General features: G+C 42.3%; 11 protein-coding genes. 10 read left to right on the top strand and 1 reads right to left on the bottom strand.

The window, feature by feature from the left end:
• The first annotated feature begins 201 nt into the window (after positions 1-201).
• Positions 202-3,588 carry a VCBS repeat-containing protein gene (locus VL121_RS13425; RefSeq protein ID WP_325406106.1) on the top strand — a complete coding sequence of 1,129 codons (3,387 nt, stop codon included), beginning with the start codon at positions 202-204 and terminating at the stop codon, positions 3,586-3,588.
• 122 nt (positions 3,589-3,710) lie between these two features.
• The gene (locus VL121_RS13420; RefSeq protein ID WP_325406104.1) at positions 3,711-4,658 is read left to right on the top strand and encodes a sugar phosphate isomerase/epimerase family protein; all 948 of its coding nucleotides are present in this window, start codon (positions 3,711-3,713) and stop codon (positions 4,656-4,658) included.
• Between the two features lie 225 nt (positions 4,659-4,883).
• Here VL121_RS13420 and VL121_RS13415 read toward each other — a convergent pair whose 3' ends face one another.
• Entirely contained in the window at positions 4,884-5,786 is a 903-nt protein-coding gene (locus VL121_RS13415) for an AraC family transcriptional regulator (RefSeq protein ID WP_325406102.1), read from the bottom strand.
• Positions 5,787-5,919: 133 nt separating this feature from the next.
• On the opposite strand from VL121_RS13415, the gene VL121_RS13410 reads away from it, so the two are divergent.
• The 8 genes from VL121_RS13410 (at position 5,920) to VL121_RS13375 (ending at position 17,964) form a co-directional block, all read left to right on the top strand.
• Complete coding sequence (locus VL121_RS13410; RefSeq protein WP_325406100.1) at positions 5,920-6,735, top strand: phytanoyl-CoA dioxygenase family protein; 816 nt, start codon at positions 5,920-5,922, stop codon at positions 6,733-6,735.
• 99 nt (positions 6,736-6,834) lie between these two features.
• On the top strand, positions 6,835-7,845 hold the full coding sequence (locus VL121_RS13405; RefSeq protein WP_325406098.1) for an NAD(P)-dependent oxidoreductase: 1,011 nt from the start codon (positions 6,835-6,837) through the stop codon (positions 7,843-7,845).
• 12 nt (positions 7,846-7,857) lie between these two features.
• A complete protein-coding gene (aldA, locus tag VL121_RS13400) occupies positions 7,858-9,318 on the top strand; it encodes an aldehyde dehydrogenase (protein ID WP_325406096.1) in 1,461 nt (486 codons plus the stop codon).
• Between the two features lie 55 nt (positions 9,319-9,373).
• Positions 9,374-11,122 carry a glycoside hydrolase family 140 protein gene (locus VL121_RS13395; RefSeq protein ID WP_325406094.1) on the top strand — a complete coding sequence of 583 codons (1,749 nt, stop codon included), beginning with the start codon at positions 9,374-9,376 and terminating at the stop codon, positions 11,120-11,122.
• A 77-nt stretch (positions 11,123-11,199) separates the two neighbouring features.
• Complete coding sequence (locus VL121_RS13390; RefSeq protein WP_325406092.1) at positions 11,200-11,982, top strand: SDR family NAD(P)-dependent oxidoreductase; 783 nt, start codon at positions 11,200-11,202, stop codon at positions 11,980-11,982.
• Positions 11,958-12,824, top strand: a complete 867-nt coding sequence (locus VL121_RS13385; protein WP_325406090.1) for a sugar phosphate isomerase/epimerase family protein — start codon at positions 11,958-11,960, stop codon at positions 12,822-12,824. Before VL121_RS13390 ends, VL121_RS13385 begins: the two co-directional genes overlap by 25 nt.
• Positions 12,825-12,868: 44 nt before the next feature.
• On the top strand, positions 12,869-14,512 hold the full coding sequence (locus tag VL121_RS13380; RefSeq protein WP_325406088.1) for an aldolase/citrate lyase family protein: 1,644 nt from the start codon (positions 12,869-12,871) through the stop codon (positions 14,510-14,512).
• 368 nt (positions 14,513-14,880) lie between these two features.
• On the top strand, positions 14,881-17,964 hold the full coding sequence (locus tag VL121_RS13375; protein ID WP_325406086.1) for a SusC/RagA family TonB-linked outer membrane protein: 3,084 nt from the start codon (positions 14,881-14,883) through the stop codon (positions 17,962-17,964).
• The last annotated feature ends 21 nt before the right edge of the window (positions 17,965-17,985 follow it).

Here is a 17,985-nt window from a genome sequence, read left to right as displayed (position 1 = left end):
CAGGCAGGTTTTCACTGCCCATATGAAGCAATGCGATAATCTATATATACCCCATGCAGAAGTTACCGCAGATCTAATCTGCGCATCTGCGGCTAAAAAATCCAGGGTATATCTCTGTGTTTTGCTGCCATGCCAGTTCGGCTAATTTGGAATGCGCCCTTCATCAATCGCAATAAGATGAATTAAGTTTATATTTATTTTATGAAAGCAAATCTTTTTCAACTATCATCGCCTGCTGTGTATTATTTTTTTTCATCTTTTTTTCTATTGCTGACCTATTCCTGTTCAAAACCTGAGGATACATTATTTACCCGGCTAACAGCTTCAGAAACCGGTATTGATTTTGAAAATACCAATATTGATACAGATACCTTAAGCATTATAGATTACCTGTACTATTATAACGGTGCGGGCATTGCTGTTGCCGATATTAATAATGACGGACTGCCCGATATTTATTTTGCATCCAACACGGGCGGGAATAAGTTATATTTAAATAAAGGCAATTTACAGTTTGAAGATATTACTGCAACTGCAGGCGTAGCGGGAAAAGCCGACTGGACTACAGGTGTATCAATGGCGGATATCAATGGCGATGGATACCTGGATATTTATGTATCTACCGTTTCTAATCATGACCCGCATCTCAAAAATGCACCACCCCATAGCTATTTTAAAAATTCCAGAAACCAGCTATTCATCAATAATCACAACAATACTTTTACCGAGAGTGCAGCAAAATGGGGTATTGCCATAGAAGGATATAATACGCAGGCTGTTTTTTTTGATTATGATAAAGATGGAGACCTTGACCTTTTTCAATTACAACATTCTACGCATCAGCCGGATGCTTATGGGCCTGCTACCCTGCGTGATAAATACAGCGAGGTAAGCGGGGGAAAACTTTTCAGGAATGATGGTGATCATTTCACCAATGTAACAAAGGAATCGGGCATCATTAGCAGTGCCCTGGGGTATGGATTGGGGGTTGCTGTTGCCGATGTTAACCACGATGGATATGATGACATTTACGTGAGCAACGACTTTCACGAAAATGATTACTACTATATAAACCAGGGTAATGGCAGCTTTAAAGAAATGAATAAAGAAGCCTTTGGCCACGAATCAACATTTTCAATGGGCAATGATATTGCAGACATCAATAATGATGGATGGCCGGATATTATAACCGCCGACATGTTGCCCGCTGATGAAAAGGTATTAAAATCCTCCATGGGAGATGGTCCATTGGATACTTACACTTACCTGCGAACATTCGGCTATTCGTACCAGTATGCCCGCAACTGTTTACAACTTAATATTGGCCGGGGAATGAAATTTGCAGAGATAGCGTTGTACAGCGGGGTAGCGGCTACAGACTGGAGCTGGGCGCCATTAATAGCTGACTATAACCTGGATGGCCATGCGGATATATTTGTTTCCAACGGTATAAAAAAGCGGCCGAATGACCTGGATTATATAAAGTTTATTTCCGCGTTGCCAAAAAACAAACCCGGAATAAACCCCAGGGCAAATGACAGGTTAATACTGGAGCACATGCCGGAGGGCGCCTGGCACAATTATATCTTTGAAGGAACTCCGGATTTGAAATTTAAGGATCAGTCCTTTGCCTGGGGTTTTGAAAAAGCATCCCTTTCACAGGGAGCTATGTATGCAGATTTAGATGGAGACGGCGACCTGGATATTATTACCAATAATATGAATGAGCCTGCAGGTGTTTATAAAAATAATACCCGTGAAAAATTACCGGAAAATCATTATATAAGTATCCGGCTGAAAGGAAAAAGCCCCAATGGTTTTGCTATTGGAGCCAAAGCTTTTCTTTTTAATGATCAGCAGGTTTTATTTAAGGAACTACAACCCGTTAAAGGCTTTATGAGCAGTGGAGAATTTTTATTGAATTTTGGTTTAGGAAAAATTAATCAGGTAGACAGTATGATAGTTGTCTGGCCCGATAATACTTTTCAAACCCTCAGGAATATAGCTGTTGATAAAATAACGGATATTGTTTACGACCGTAACAACAGTGATACGGTTCTGAACCAAATGGTATTTATCAACAAACTTTTGAATACTACAGATAATTCCGGATTTGCGGATATTACCGGGCAACTGGGTAATAATTTTAAGCACGAAGAAGACCATTATTTTGATTTTAATGATCAGTGGTTTCTACCTCATCAATTGTCTACCGAGGGGCCCCAAATTGCTGCAGGGGATGTAAATAATGACGGGTTGGAAGATTTTTTTGTTTGCGGTGCTAAAAACCAGGCAGGGGCTATTTTTTTACAGCAAAAAAATGGAAGTTTCAAACCTTCACCCGATAGTGCTGCATTTATAGCCAATAAAGCCTCCGAAGAAGTGAACGCTGTTTTTTTTGATGCTGATAATGATGGCGACCTGGACTTATACGTTGTAAGCGGAGGAAATGTTTACACCGGGATTACTCCTTTACTGAATGACAAGTTGTATATGAATGACGGGAAAGGACGTTTCACCTTTTTTGATGGATTGCCCGACATGTCTGAAAACAAATCGGTGGTATGTGTAGCAGATATTGATCATGATGGTGATTTGGATATTTTTGTTGGTGGCCGGTCCTTTTCACGAAATTATAGCAAAATACCAGCCTCGTATCTTTTAATCAATAATGGTAAGGGGGTATTCAACTTTGCCGAAGCAGGGATAACAGAAGAACTGCGCCAGCTTGGGATGGTTACTGATGCAAGCTGGACAGATACTGATAAAGATGGATGGGCCGACCTTGTTGTAATTGGAGAATGGATGCCGCCCATTTTATTTAAAAACGATCACGGTAAGTTGAAGAAGGCGGGGTTAACAAGTAATGACCAGGATTTAAAAGGATGGTGGTGTTCTATTAAAACTACTGACCTTAATGGTGATGGTTTTGATGATATATTGTTAGGTAATTATGGACTCAACAGCAAGATAACAGCCAGTGCTGATTATCCTTTAAAAATGTTCAGTATAGATTTCAATAATATTGGGCGCGATCACCAAATTCTGGCGGTGGCTAAAGAAAAAAAATATTATCCTTTTTTGAATAAAGAAGACCTGGAAAATCAGTTACCGTATCTCAAAAATACTTTTTTAAAATATGGCGAAATGGCCGGGCAAACTGTAGAGGAAATTTTTGGAAAAAAGCTTAAAGAGGCAACTGTTTTTACCGCCACTACTTTTGCTTCGGTTGTACTTATCAATGATGGCAAAGGGCGGTATAATATGACGCCGCTACCCATGGCAGCACAATGGGCGCCTATATATGCTTTTGCTACCGGAGATTTTAATAATGATGGGAAAACCGATTTGCTTGCGGGAGGTAATTTTTATGGAACCCGGCCTTATGAAGGGCGTTATGATGCCATGCCGCTTGCCCTTTACCTGGGCGATGGCAAGGGAGAATTTAAGGTGGTACTGCCATTGCCGGGTATATTAAGCAGCGTGCAGGGCGAAATAAGAAGCATACAACCTGTTAAGCTGGCTGCTGATAAGAAGGCCATGCTTATAGGGGTCAATAACGGCTATTTGAAATTATTTCAATATTGATTCTGTAATAAGCAAAGATGTATTGCAGGTGTAGTGTGCATTGATGAGAATTTTTTTCCTGCTTTCTTCATTGAAGACATATATTTACCTTTAAAGAAAATTGCATTTTAAAAACCTCCCTTATGTCTGTAAATAAAAACAATACTTACAATGCTTCGCGCCGTTCTTTTTTATTGAAAGGATCAATGGCTTCCCTGGGCTTACTCATAACCGGTTCATCTGCCTGGTCCAGATCTTTTGCTATTGAAAAATTACCTGATTCAAAGTTCTTCGGTGTACAAATAGGGGCAATTACCTATTCCTATCGCAGCATGCCCCATAATGTACAGCAGCTGCTTCAGTATATAGTTGATAGTGGTATAAGCGCTGTTGAGTTGATGGGCGAGCCGGTAGAAGACTATGCGGGTAAGCCGGCCGATAAAAACCAGGTGGCGGAATGGCGCGCCACGGTTTCAATGGATAAGTTTAAAGAAGTAAAAAAAATGTTTAAAAAAGCTGGTGTAAGCATCTATGCTTTTAAGCCCAGCGCGCTGGGTGCCAACAACACAGACGCCGAAGTTGAATATGCGCTGCGCGCCGCAAAAGCATTAGGTGCAAATTCCGTAACGGTTGAACTACCCAAGGATCCGGCCCACTCCAAACGCCTCGGAGCACTTGCCGCAAAACATAAAGTATACATCGGCTATCACGCCCACACGCAGGCTACGGATACCGCATGGGATGAAGCGCTCAGCCAGTCGCCATACAATTCCATGAATCTCGATTGCGGCCATTATATAGCTGCCGGCGGAAATAATACCAAAGAAACTTTGTTAGCGCTTATCCAGGCAAAACATAACCGCATTACCAGCTTCCATATTAAAGACCGTAAGACGAAAGAAAATGGCGGCGCCAATTTGCCCTGGGGCCAGGGCGATACGCCGCTTAAAGAAATACTCAACCTGCTGAAAGAAAAAAAATATAATATCCCCGCCAGCATTGAACTGGAATATACTATTCCTGAAGGCTCAGATGCGGTAAAAGAAACCCGGAAATGTTTGGCGTATGCTAAGCAGGCATTGGGAGCGTAAAAATAATTTTTAGTACTTGAGCATCCCCATGCCGCGGGTACTTAGTTTGCCAAAAAGAATAGCCCTATAAATTCACCTGTATGAAGAATATTATTGAAGACATTGTAATCCGCTGTGCGAAGTCTCCGCTGTGCGAAGTCTCTGACTTCGCACAGCTATGTTATATCCCGGAAAACTGAAGCTGTTCTGTTTATTCTGGCGGTTGCTGTTAAATAAATGCACCGGCTAAAGGTTGTTTACATTAGCTAAATCAACCATCTCGCTTCGGTAATACTTAGGCGACTTCCCGGATTTTTTCTTAAACAACTTGGAGAAGTAATAAACGGAGTCAAAACCTGTACGGTCGGCAATTTCATTAATATTCATATCCGTTGATTCCAGGAAGTACCTTGCCCTGTCTAACCGCAAGTTGAGCAGGAATTGATTGGGTGGCTCACCGGTTATCCTTTTAAATTCTTTCCTGAATGTAGAATAGCCCATCGGCAATTCCTTCGCCATTTGTATAAGATCTACAGGTTTTTCCAAAGATTCCTGCAATAAAAATTTAGCCTTTTCTATCAGCATCCCTACCGTACTTTTTTCCTGCCCTTTATAAAGCGATATGGAATAGATAACGCCTAATATTTGCATGGCAATTCCTGCTATGATCTGCTGGTACCCGTATGCGCCAACCTGTATGGTTTCTATCAGCTTATGAAAAAGCTGTAAAAGTTCCGTATTCATTCCCACTTTAATGAATGGAAGATCCGCATTAAAAAAGCCTTTGTTCATCAGTGCATTGGCAAAAGATCCGTTAAACCCGAACCAGTATTCTTCCCATCCGGATTGCGGGTTGGGCTTGTAACGGTGCCATACACCCGAATGTAAAAAAAGACAGGTGCCTTCCGTTATTTCAACTGCATTGGCAAATTCAGATTCAAAAACACCACCGCCTTTGGATATGAACAATAGCTGGTATCCTTTCAGCACCCGTCCTTTGTTCCACGAAAAAGTATGTGTGGACGGATGTTCGTAATTCTTCGGATAGCTTTGATTAGGTTCAACTTTTGAATAGCCTGCGGTATCAAGGTACAACCCCCAGTTTTCCTCAGCACGCCCCATACTGAAATATTTGCAAAAATTATCCATAATGGCAAAGATTTAAAACTGAAGCTATCAAAATATGTCAAAAGGTACAAAAAGAAAATATTTTATCCATTCTTTTACTATAGTCAATAAGATAGTTTTGTTTTCCTTTCATGTGAAATTCAAACGATGAGCCATGCAAAATAATCTTTCTTCCAGCCAGGTTACTTTTTACAGGGAAAATGGATACATCATTATAGAAGATTTTCTTAATGATACAGAGCTTCAACATTGGCGCGCCTCAGTTACTGAAGCCGTACAGGAAAGGAACGGTGTAAAGATACCGGGAAAATCTGTTAAAGTGGGCGAAGATGACGGGATCAATATTGATGCCGGTTATTTTAAAAATGTATTTGACCAGGTGTTAAACCTTTGGCAAACCAATAACAAAGTAAAAGCATTAATGCTGGATGAAAGAATTGGCAAAATGGCTGCTGATCTTTCCGGTGCTGAGGGAATAAGAATCTGGCATGACCAGGCATTAATTAAACGCCCATGGGCCAATCCTACTTCCTGGCACCTGGACACACCTTTCTGGTCATTCTTTCACAGGCAGGCACTATCTATTTGGGTTGCCTTAGATGATGTGACACTGCAAAATGGCTGTATGTTCTTTATTCCCGGATCCAGTAAGCAAACAGATTTCACATCTCCGTTCATTGGAAAAAACATGAGTGATATTTTTGACGCCTATCCGCAATTTAAAAATACCCAGGCCATGCCCGCAGTAATGAAAGCGGGCAGTTGTTCTTTTCACAACGGATTAACTATTCATGGCGCACAGGCTAACATGACGCCGGGCTTTCGCCGTGCCATGACATGCGCATATATGCCGGAAGGCAGTGTTTTTAACGGGCAACCCAATATTCTCCCGGAAGATTATCTCCGGCAGCTTAAAAAAGGCGATTTGCTTAATAATGATGAACAGAATCCGCTTATTTATAAAGCTTAATGTACAAGTACAGGTGGCCGTGTATCTGCCAACCGGCAACAATTTGAACTTTTCTTACTGAAGGTAAATATAGAGGCGAATAGCATAAAAATGTAAACCATGTTTAAAGTTGGTATCACCAGGGATTTTTTAACCCAAGAAGGGAACCTTACCTACAAGGATATGGGGCTCTCCATTCTGGAGAAAGCAGAAGGCATAGTATATGAATTCATGCAGGAAAACCAGTCTCCTGTAACACCCGGTATGCTAAAAGAATACGATGCCGTCATTTCGCTTTCACCTGCATACAATAAAGATAGTTTTAACGGTGTAACCAGGCTGAAGGCTATTTGCCGCTTTGGGGTAGGATATGACATGGTTGATCTTAATGCCTGCAATGATGCAAATGTGCTGGTAACCATTACACGCGGAGCGGTAAATCATTCGGTTGCCGAATCTGTTATTACCTGGATGCTGGCGCTTACACACCGCGTATTTGAAAAAGACAGGTTAGTAAGAACCGGGAAATGGGCTGATCGCAGTATGTATACGGGAACGGAATTACGTAATCGCACGCTTGGTATTATTGGACTGGGCGGAATAGGTGGAAAGTTAGTGCAGATGCTTCAGACCTTCGATATGAATCCCCCCGTTGCGTACGATCCTTTTGCAGACCCGGTTAAGGCTGAAGCGTATGGCGTTAAGTTAGTTGACCTGGATACGCTCATGCGGCAATCAGATTTTGTATCGGTTAATTGTCCTTTAACGGAAGAAACACGTAACCTGATCAGCACACACGAATTGTCTTTACTAAAAAAGAACGCGTATATTATTAACACGGCAAGAGGCGGCATTATCAATGAAGAAGCCTTAATAAAAATATTAGTTTCAGAATCAATTGCGGGTTATGCAACAGATGTATACGAAAAAGAGCCGCCAGATGAAAGCCATCCTTTGTTTAAGCTGGATAATGTAATGCTGGCGCCGCATTGTATAGCATGGACAGATGAGTTATTCCGGGAAATAGGCCGTATGGCCTGCCGGCAGGTGCTGCAGGTTGCACAAGGCAAAATACCTGATCATGTAATCAACCCGGAAGTTTTGGATCACTGGCATATTGCAAAAAAATAAAATCATATGGTTATGAATACACACAAGCCAACAAAAATTGCTGTTTACGAACAATTTATTAATGGTGAATTTACAGAGAGCAGTAGCGGATATATTGAAGTAATTGATCCCTGTACCGAGGAGGTAATAGCCCTGGTACCGAGAGGACAAAAACGGGAAGCGGACCTGGCCGTTTCATCGGCTAAAGCAGCACAGCACGAGTGGAGTATGCGTCCTTCTGTTGACAGAGCTTCCTATTTAAAACAAATGGCTCAGGTAATAAGAAAAAACAGGGTACACCTTGCGGAAACATTGGCAAAAGAGCAGGCTAAAGTAAAAGGCCTTGCACAGGTTGAAATAGATGTTACTGCGGAATACTATGATTATTATGCAGGAATGGCAAGATCATATGAAGGTGAGATCATTCAAAGCGATCGCCCCGGAGAGCAGATATTCCTTCATAAATTTCCTATTGGAGTAGCCGTAGGAATTTGCCCGTGGAACTTTCCTTTTTTTGTGATGGCAAGAAAAGTAGCGCCTTCTCTCTTAACGGGTAATACAGCCGTTATTAAAGTGAGTGAAGAAGCGCCTTTAACCTGCCTGGAGTTTACCAAATTATTAAACAGCATTAATTTACCGAAAGGCGTACTGAACGTTGTTTGCGGATATGGCGAAGAAATTGGCGAAGCGCTTACCAATAACCCGGATGTTGGCATTATCAGCCTTACCGGCAGTGTGCAGTCGGGACATAAGGTAATGGCTGCGGCAGCCAAACATATTACAAAAGTATCGCTGGAACTGGGCGGCAAGGCACCGGCAATTGTGTGTAATGATGCGGATATTGACGTGGCTGTAAAAGCTATTGTAGCATCCAGGATCATCTACAGCGGGCAGGTATGTAATTGCGCGGAGCGGGCATACGTAGAAGAAGGTATATACGATGCGTTTATGGCGAAACTGGTTCCCGCAATGAAAGCAGTAAAAACCGGCAATGCATCGCTGGACGATGGCATAGATATGAGCGCGCAGATCAACACAAAGCAACTGCACAAAATACATTCAATGGTAAAAACAGCCCAGGAAGAAGGAGCTACAGTAGTGTTGGGAGGTAAAAAGAATGAAAGCTTTTCAAAAGGATATTTTTATGAACCAACTGTATTGACAGATGTACAGCAGCATTTTGAAATCATGCAGAAAGAAGTGTTCGGACCTGTGTTGCCTGTAATGAAAGTAAAAGATTTTGATGAGGCGCTTCGATTAGCCAATGATAGTGAATATGGACTCACTTCTTCGGTATACACTACTGATCTTAATAAAATGCTCAAAGCAACAAAGGAACTCAAATTCGGAGAAGTATATTTTAACAGGGAGAATTTTGAAGCTATACAGGGGTTTCACGCGGGCTGGAGAAAATCGGGTATTGGAGGAGCAGATGGCAAACATGGACTGGAAGAATACCTTCAAACAAAAACAATTTATATACAGCAAACCTGATCTCAATAATACCAAACATTATAATTCTGTTTTTTAAATTACCTAAATTATTACTATGAACAATTCTCTATCTGTTTCCACCAGCAAATATGATGTGAGGCGGATCAAAGGCAAAGGGCGTTTTAAATTGGCTTTGAAATATGGGCAGCCATTCCTTATTACAATGGCAATATGCTTTTTGGGGCTGTTTGCCGGGGCAAACGACAAGGCGGTCATTGTTCGTACGGAAGCGAATAAAATGGCGGAGATAACGCTAACTGCTACACGAAGCTATGCAGATCCGTTTAATGAGGTGCTGCTTGATGCGGTGTTCACAGATCCCAAAGGCAAAGAGCTGAAAGTACCGGGTTTTTGGGCAGGTGGTAATGTATGGAAGGTACGCTATTCATCTGCTGTTGTCGGTAACCATCGTTTTAGAACGGTTTGTTCCGTAGCGGGCGATAAAGGGCTACAGGGCATTACCGGTAAAGTAACGGTGAAAAAATATAAGGGTGAGAACCTGCTTTATCAACGCGGTCCCTTAAAGATCGCGGATGATAAAAGACATTTTGCTTATGCGGATGGCACTCCTTTTTTTTGGCTGGGTGATACCTGGTGGATGGGTTTAACAAAGCGGTTGCAATGGCCGGAGGAAGTAAAAGAGCTGGCCGCCAACCGTAAGGAAAAAGGATTTAATGTTATACAAATTGTAGCGGGGCTGTACCCTGATATGCCTGCCTTTGATGAAAGAGGCGCTAATGAAGCGGGGTTTCCCTGGGATACTGCTTATACAGCAATCAGGCCTGAATACTTCAATGCCGCCGATGAACGGATTATATTCCTGTCGGAAGAAGGATTTGTGCCCTGTGTTGTAGGCGCATGGGGCTATCATTTACCCTGGGTAAGTACGCAAAAAATGAAACAGCATTGGCGCTACCTGATCGCCCGCTGGGGTGCTTTACCTGTGGTATGGTGCGCTGCCGGTGAAACTACCATGCCCTATTATCTTTCAAAAAGCAAGGAAGCCGACAGAGAGCTGCAGAAAGTGGAATGGACGAAAGTGATACAATACATGCGGGAAACTGATCCTTTTCACCGGGTTATAACTACGCATCCTGCCAGAACAGCCCGTGCTTCTGTTACTGATCCTTCCGTACTTGATTTTGATATGCATCAGAGCGGCCACGGATCTGTTGCTTCAAAACAATCCGCATTAGCGATAGAAGGCTGGCGCACTGGTCCCGTTATGCCGGTTCTTAGCGGAGAATCAAGATATGAGGCACTCGCTATACCCATACCACTTCCCGCATCTGCTGCAAGACAGGCGTTTTGGGCACATACCCTCAATTCGGGTTTTGCAGGTCATACCTATGGAGCCAATGGTATATGGCAGGTAAACAGGCGCGATAAGCCTTACGGAGCCTCACCCGGGGGAAACAACTGGGGAATTACTCCCTGGGATGATGCTATGAACTTAGCAGGATCGGCTCAATTGGGAGCTGCAAGAAAATTAATTGAATCACTTCCTCAATGGCATAGGTTTGAACCCCGTCCTGAATTAATAACAGGCTGGTCCGGAAAAGATACTTCCCTTTTGGTGGTTGCCGGTGAACAAACGGCATTAGCGTATTTGCCATCGCCTGGAACAATAAAAGTTCGTTTATCTGCCACTCCCGGGGTTAAGTACACCGCTTGCTGGTTTGACCCGGTTACAGGCAGGAAGCAGGAGGATTTTACACTGCTTTCTGATCATGCAGGAGATGTAACCGCTTCCTCTCCTGTTACGCAACAAGACTGGGTACTTACACTTAAAAAGCGCCCGTAAGCTGAGTTGTTTGTTTAATCAAAATTTAAACGTTAAAACAAAAAAGCTGCTTGTAGCTAAAAGAAAAACACATCATAATGAGTCAAAAGTTTAATGGTAAAGTTGTTTGGGTAAGTGGTGCTGCACAGGGAATAGGAAGGGGAATAGCAGAGTATTTTGCAGAAGAAGGGGCAATGGTTGCTTTGATAGATATTAAGGTAAAGGAAGGTAATGAATTAAGTGATGACATTAAAAGCAAAGGGGGTACAGCCGAATTTTTTTATTGCGACCTGAATGAGGAAACATCCATTCAGCGCTCCATTGCAGACACGGTGGAACGGTTTGGAGATCTGCATATCCTTGTTAATAACGGGGCTGTTAATTTTGTAAAATGCTTACACGAGTACAGCTCTGAAGAATGGGATTGGCAGATGAATGTAAATTTGAAAGCCATATTCTTAAGTTTTAAATATGCCTATATGCATTTAAGAAAACATACCTCAAGTCATATTGTAAACATAGGTTCAGTCAGTAGTTTTGTAGGGCAGGCCAAAACGCCGGGATATATAGCTTCGAAAGGCGCGGTGATCATGCTCACCAAATCTATAGCGATAGATTACGCGTGTGAAGGTATACGGTGTAATGCGGTTTGTCCGGGTATAACGGATACCCCTATGTTAAAAGAACACATGGGAAGGGAATCCGATATCAGGGAGCGGCTGAGGCGTGTGCCGGGCGGTCAAATACTTAAACCAGGTGATATTGCACGTAGTGTGGGATACTTGTGTTCTGATGATTCTGCCGGAATTACAGGGGTAAGTTTAATTGTAGATGGCGGTTACCTTGCCACAGCAGAATGGAAAGGAGGGGAGGAGGTATGAAAAAGCTGCAATTATCGTGTGCCGACTTCACATTCCCGCTTTTGACACATGAAAAAGTACTTGACCTTATTGCTTTATTAGGATTTAAAGGAGTAGATATCGGACTTTTTAGCGGGCGGTCACATTTAACTGCGGAAACCGAGTTTACGCATATCGGCAGGAAGGCGCGGGCATTGAAGAAAAAATTACAGGACCGGGGGCTTGCAGCAACAGATATTTATTTACAATTAGATAATAGCCCGGCAAAATACGCTATCAATCATCCCGAAAAAAAGCGCAGGCAATTTGCACGGGAACAATTTCTGAAATGTATAGACTATACTAAAGCATCAGGAGCCGATCATATCACCTGCCTGCCGGGTATGCGTTTTGGTACAGAATCTTATGAACAGTGTGCCCACCGTAGTTATGATGAATTAAACTGGCGGGTAGAACAGGCGACAGCTTTTGACCTCTCCTTTTCCGTTGAAGCACATATTGGTTCTCCTTTTATAAAGCCAGCTTATGTATTGGATTTGATGAAGGCGGTTCCCGGATTAACGCTCACCCTGGATTACACGCATTTTACCCAGCAGGGTTATGCGCAAAAACAGGTGGATCCTTTACTAAGCCATGCCAGTCATTTCCATGCCCGTGGTGCAAGAAAAGGAAAACTACAGGCTTCCATGACCGATAATACGATTGACTATACAGCTATCATTAAAAAGCTAAAAGACATGCGTTATACCGGGTGGGTAGGGCTTGAATATATCTGGATAGAATGGGAGCAATGCAACCGGGTGGATACTTTGTCGGAAACAATCCGGCTGAAAAATATTATTGAAGCGGCTTTTAGAAATTGAAACTATTTTTTTAAGCAGCGTAATTTATTAACACAGCATAGCAAATGAAAACGAAAGCAATTCAATCATTCCGGGATAAGCTGGGTAATAACGAGTGTGTGTATGGATTATGGGTAACGCTGGAATCGGCCAGTATTACTGAAATAGCGGTAGCATGCGGTATGGACTGGGTGGTGGTTGATGCAGAACACGGGCATCTCGACTGGCAGGATATTATGCAACATATACGGGCCGCGGTACGGAGCAATACCGTAGTATTGGTTCGTATCTCACATCTTGATGAAGCGCTTATTAAACGTGCATTGGATATAGGTGCAGATGGAATAGTTATTCCTCATATAGAAACCGCGGCGGAGTTGCAGCGTGCTTTATCTTTTGCAAAATACGCGCCTGCCGGCAGCCGCGCTATTGGCGCCGAACGCGCCACCGCCTGGGGAGCATGTTTTGCAGATCATGTAAAAGAGGCCAACGACAATGTTTTGATCGTTCCTATTATTGAATCTGTTTCCGGCGGAAATAATATCAGAGAAATGCTGGAAGTAGCCGGTACAAATATCTTCTTTTTCGGACCTGCCGATTATTCCGCTTCGGCAGGTTATGCAGGACAGTGGGAAGGCCCCGGCGTTGCCGCTCAAATTAATACTGTTAAAAATGCTGTTGTACAGGCAGGAAAATCGTGTGGTATTATAGCGTCCGGTATGGACGATATATTAAACAGGACTAAAGAAGGGTTTCGCATGATAGGTTTAGGCACCGATGGTGGGTTGATTCTAAAAACACTGAATAATTTTTTAACAAAGCTGGGACGGGAAAGTAATATCAAACCTGACCTTTCTGTAACTGATATCAAACCGGTTGAACAATATGTATTACCGGACAATATTCCGCAATCTGATCGTTTGGAAACAATTTGCAAAACAGGTGAAGGCGACAAAATTGAATTAGGACCGGGGATTATTTGTGAAGCGCTTACAGGAGCACACAATAATGCAGTAGCGTTATTTACGGCTATTGTAACATTTGATAAAGGTTATACGGTATTACCTGCACATACACATCCGCATTCGGAATCCATTACACTCATCAGCGGAAGCGTGTGCATTGAAGTAGAGAACCGGAGATATTTTCTTCAGCCATTAGATAATATTACTATTCCAAAAGGGCAGGCTCATTGTGTTAAAAATATGTCTGTGGAGGAGAAAGCGGTTTTGCATATCGCTATGCCGGTTGATTTACCACAGCGTGATCTGGCAGAAATGCCTGCAACGGAATTTGAAAATATACCTGATGATTTTTGCGGGCATGCCGGACCTGAACGTATTACCCGCTACAATTTTGCAAGACGTTACAGTGCCGGACCGAATACTGAATTTATTGATTTCTTTAATGACAGCATGATGCCTGGAATTGGTATGAGCGGCGGGTTTGGGCTTTTTTATGAAGGTGGCAGGTTGCCGGCGCATTTTCATGACTTTGATGAATCTATTTGCATTACTTCCGGAAAAGCAACCTGCTTTGTGGAAGGAAGAGAATATATTATGTCTGACTTAGCTACTGCGTTACAGCCGCGCGGACGGATACATTATTTTACTAATCAGTTTCCGCAATCCATGTCTATGATATGGGTATACGCCGGCGCAATGCCTGTTAGGGTAGAGGTTCCGGATGAATATGCGCTGCCAGAATAAAGAAATGTTTTTACATAATCTTTGAATCACCCGGTATCGGCCCATTCGCTTGGCGAAATCAAAAAAAAGATAATCTGTTCATCAGATATCCTTCCTTCATCAAGGCAGGGTTTTATTTTTATTAACCAGCTTTTATAGAGCGGCAATCAAAGTTTTTAATGCGCTTAATAAATAATGCTGAACAATAAATTTTTTATCCTGTTTTAACAATAAAAAAATCATCAAGCAAAAAGTATAAATGAATTGTCAGGATGTATATTTTAACTCAATTACCATTGCAGTAATTTTAGCACATTAATTTTTATTCCAAAACTCACTTTTACTTTCACAACACAGCATCAAATCTGAAAAAATCAAAATTAATTATTATGAAAAAACGAGGATTGCCATTCCCGTCCTGGAAGAGGTGTAGTATGATATTGATTGTATTACTCGGCTTTCACAGTTATGCTTCCGCTCAGAACCTTTTAAAAGTTTCCGGAATAGTTGCCGATCTGGCAGACGGAAATCCTTTGGTTGGTGTTACTGTAACGGTTCAGGGAACCAACAAAGCTACCAAAACCAACAACGCGGGTGCTTTTACTATTGAAGCGGCAAAAGGTGCTTCTTTGGTATTCAGCTTCACAGGTTACAATTCACAAACCGTAGTGATTAACAACGACAACGACATTAATATTACTATGAGCGCGGTATCACAAAACCTCAGCGAAGTAGTAGTAGTCAGCTATGGTACACAGAAAAAGAGAGAAATAACCGGCGCCATTAGTAATATCAGTGGCAAAGAATTAAAAGACTTACCGGTTACCAACGTAGGACAAAAATTACAAGGCCGTTTAGCCGGGGTTCAAATTAATCAGAACACAGGGCAGCCGGGAGCTAATATGGCCATCCGTATACGTGGCGCGGCATCTATTAACGCAGGTAATAATCCATTGATTGTAGTAGACGGGTTCCCTATTGAAAGCGGATTGAATACCATTGATCCGGATATGATAGAATCGGTGAGCGTGCTTAAAGACGCTGCAGCATCTTCGCTCTATGGTTCAAGAGCTGCTAACGGCGTATTATTGATCACCACGCGCCAGGCTAAAGCGGGTCAGCGCAACATACAATTCACGAGCTATCTTGGTTTGCAAACCGTTTCAGACCGCGGTAAGCCCGATTTAATGGATGCACGTGAATTTGCACAGTTCAAAAAGGAATATTATGAAGACGCTGCGAGATATGAAGGCTATACTGGCGGTGTGCCTGCGCAATACCAGAATCCTGACCAGATTGATCCATCTAAAGGAACCAACTGGTTTGATGTATTACTGAGAGATGCACTCATCCAGAATTACAGTTTATCGCTTTCATCGGGTAGCAAGTTTGTAAGATCAGTAGTAGGCGTAAGCTACAATAACCAGGATGGCGTAATGATCAATCAAAATTCCAAGCGGTTTACCGCATCAACCAATAACACTTTTTACGCTTCAGATAAACTTACATTTGGTTTGAACGCGGGTATTACGCATCAAACAGATAATATTACACCTGGTCTCGGCAATGGTCGTAATATTATACAGGTAGCCTACCTGAGTGATCCGGCGCTGAAATACAAAAATGATGATGGAACCTACCCCATTGGGTTCGCTCCTCCCGGCATGTTCTCCACTCCAAACTATTACAATGTGTTAATGGAAACCGTTAATCCCAATAAATCATTAACACTCATAGGGAGTGGCTACGGGGCGTATAAAATAATTGACGGGCTTGAATTCAAAAGCAGTATCAATGTTAATATGAGTAATTCAATTAACAGAGCATTCAGACCTTCAACTATCCTGGGCGGACCGCAACCTGCTGCCTCTGCATCGGCCTTTTACAATACCGGCAGCTTTACATCATGGATGACTGAAAATACGCTCACTTATACCAGGCAGTTGTTTGAAAAGCATAACATCGAAGCGTTCGCGGGTTATACTGCACAAAAAGTTACGTTTGAAAACAGCGGCATCAATGGTTCACAATTTCCTGATAATAACATTGAATGGCTGAACGTAGCGGCTACCAGAATTGGTACAGTAAGCGCTAACGATTACTCGGTATTATCATATATAGGCAGGGTCAATTACAACTATGATGGTAAATACATTTTATCGGTTGCACTTAGAAGTGATGGCTCATCAAAATTCGGAACCAACAACAGGTACGGTACCTTTCCGTCTGTTTCTGCCGGTTGGGTAGTGTCGGATGAGAAATTTATGAGTAACATCAGCGCCATCAACTTCCTTAAACTTAGAGGTAGCTGGGGTAAAGTAGGTAACAATAATATTGGTTATTATACTTACCTGGCAGGCGTAGCCCAATCCAATTATGTATTCAATAACCGGCTGGCATCAGGAAGTGCTTTAAATGGCATTGGTAATGCTAACTTAACCTGGGAAACTACAGAAGGATATGATATTGGTCTGGATGTGTCGTTATTGAATAACCGTATTTCATTTGCATACGACTACTATCGTAAAAAAACAGATGGTTTATTATATGGGATTGACATCCCTGTACAATCCGGTTTTTCTACTATTACTTCCAATATCGGCCGCTTTGATTTTTGGGGTCATGAATTTACGGTTGATACGAGGAATCTGACAGGGGCACTCACATGGAACACAAACTTCAATATTTCCATACCTAAAAACATTGTTAAAAAACTGGGAACTAATGATGCGCCTATAGGCGGTTACCAGGAATATTGGGATGACAACAGAACTGCTGTTGGAATGCCGATCGGGATGTTTTATGGTTATATCAACACCGGCGTTTACATGACGCAGCAGGAATGGGAAACGCAGCCGCACAACTCAACATCAATGGTAGGCACTGCGCGGTTTGCAGATGTTGGCGGTCCTGACGGAAAACCTGATGGAAAAATTGACGCCAATGACAGAACCTGGATCGGCAATCCAAATCCCGACTTTTTGTTTGGTATGACCAACAGCCTGGAGTACAGGAATTTTGATTTCAGCGTGATGGTCTCGGGTTCTGTAGGCAACGATATTGCGGATGATGCCTATCAATCAACAGAAAATCTTGATGGTGTATTTAATGTTAGGAAAGGCGTAGTTGACAGGTGGAGATCAGAAGAAAATCCCGGTGCCGGCATTTATCCCAGAACCAGGGCAGGTACTACTGCTGATTTCAGGAACTTTACTACAAGACAGGTGTTCAGTGGTACTTATCTTGCTGTTAAAAATATCACATTAGGCTACCGCGTACCGCTCAACACCAATGCAACAATAAAAAGTGTTCGCGTTTATTTTACCACTCAAAATCCATTTATGTTTACTAAATACCCGGGCATGAACCCTGAAATTAGTTTGAATGGTTTAGATGGCTTAAGGTTAGGTCGCGACTTTACAGCATTCCCCATAGCCAAAGTATATACATTAGGTGTAAACGTTCAATTTTAAAACCTACACTTAAACTCTCAT

The sequence above is a fragment of the Agriterribacter sp. genome (assembly GCF_035497235.1).
In the GTDB taxonomy this organism is placed as follows: Bacteria; Bacteroidota; Bacteroidia; order Chitinophagales; family Chitinophagaceae; genus Agriterribacter.
Note: the sequence above shows the minus strand (reverse complement) of the source record. Positions and strands in the feature narration are given on the sequence as shown.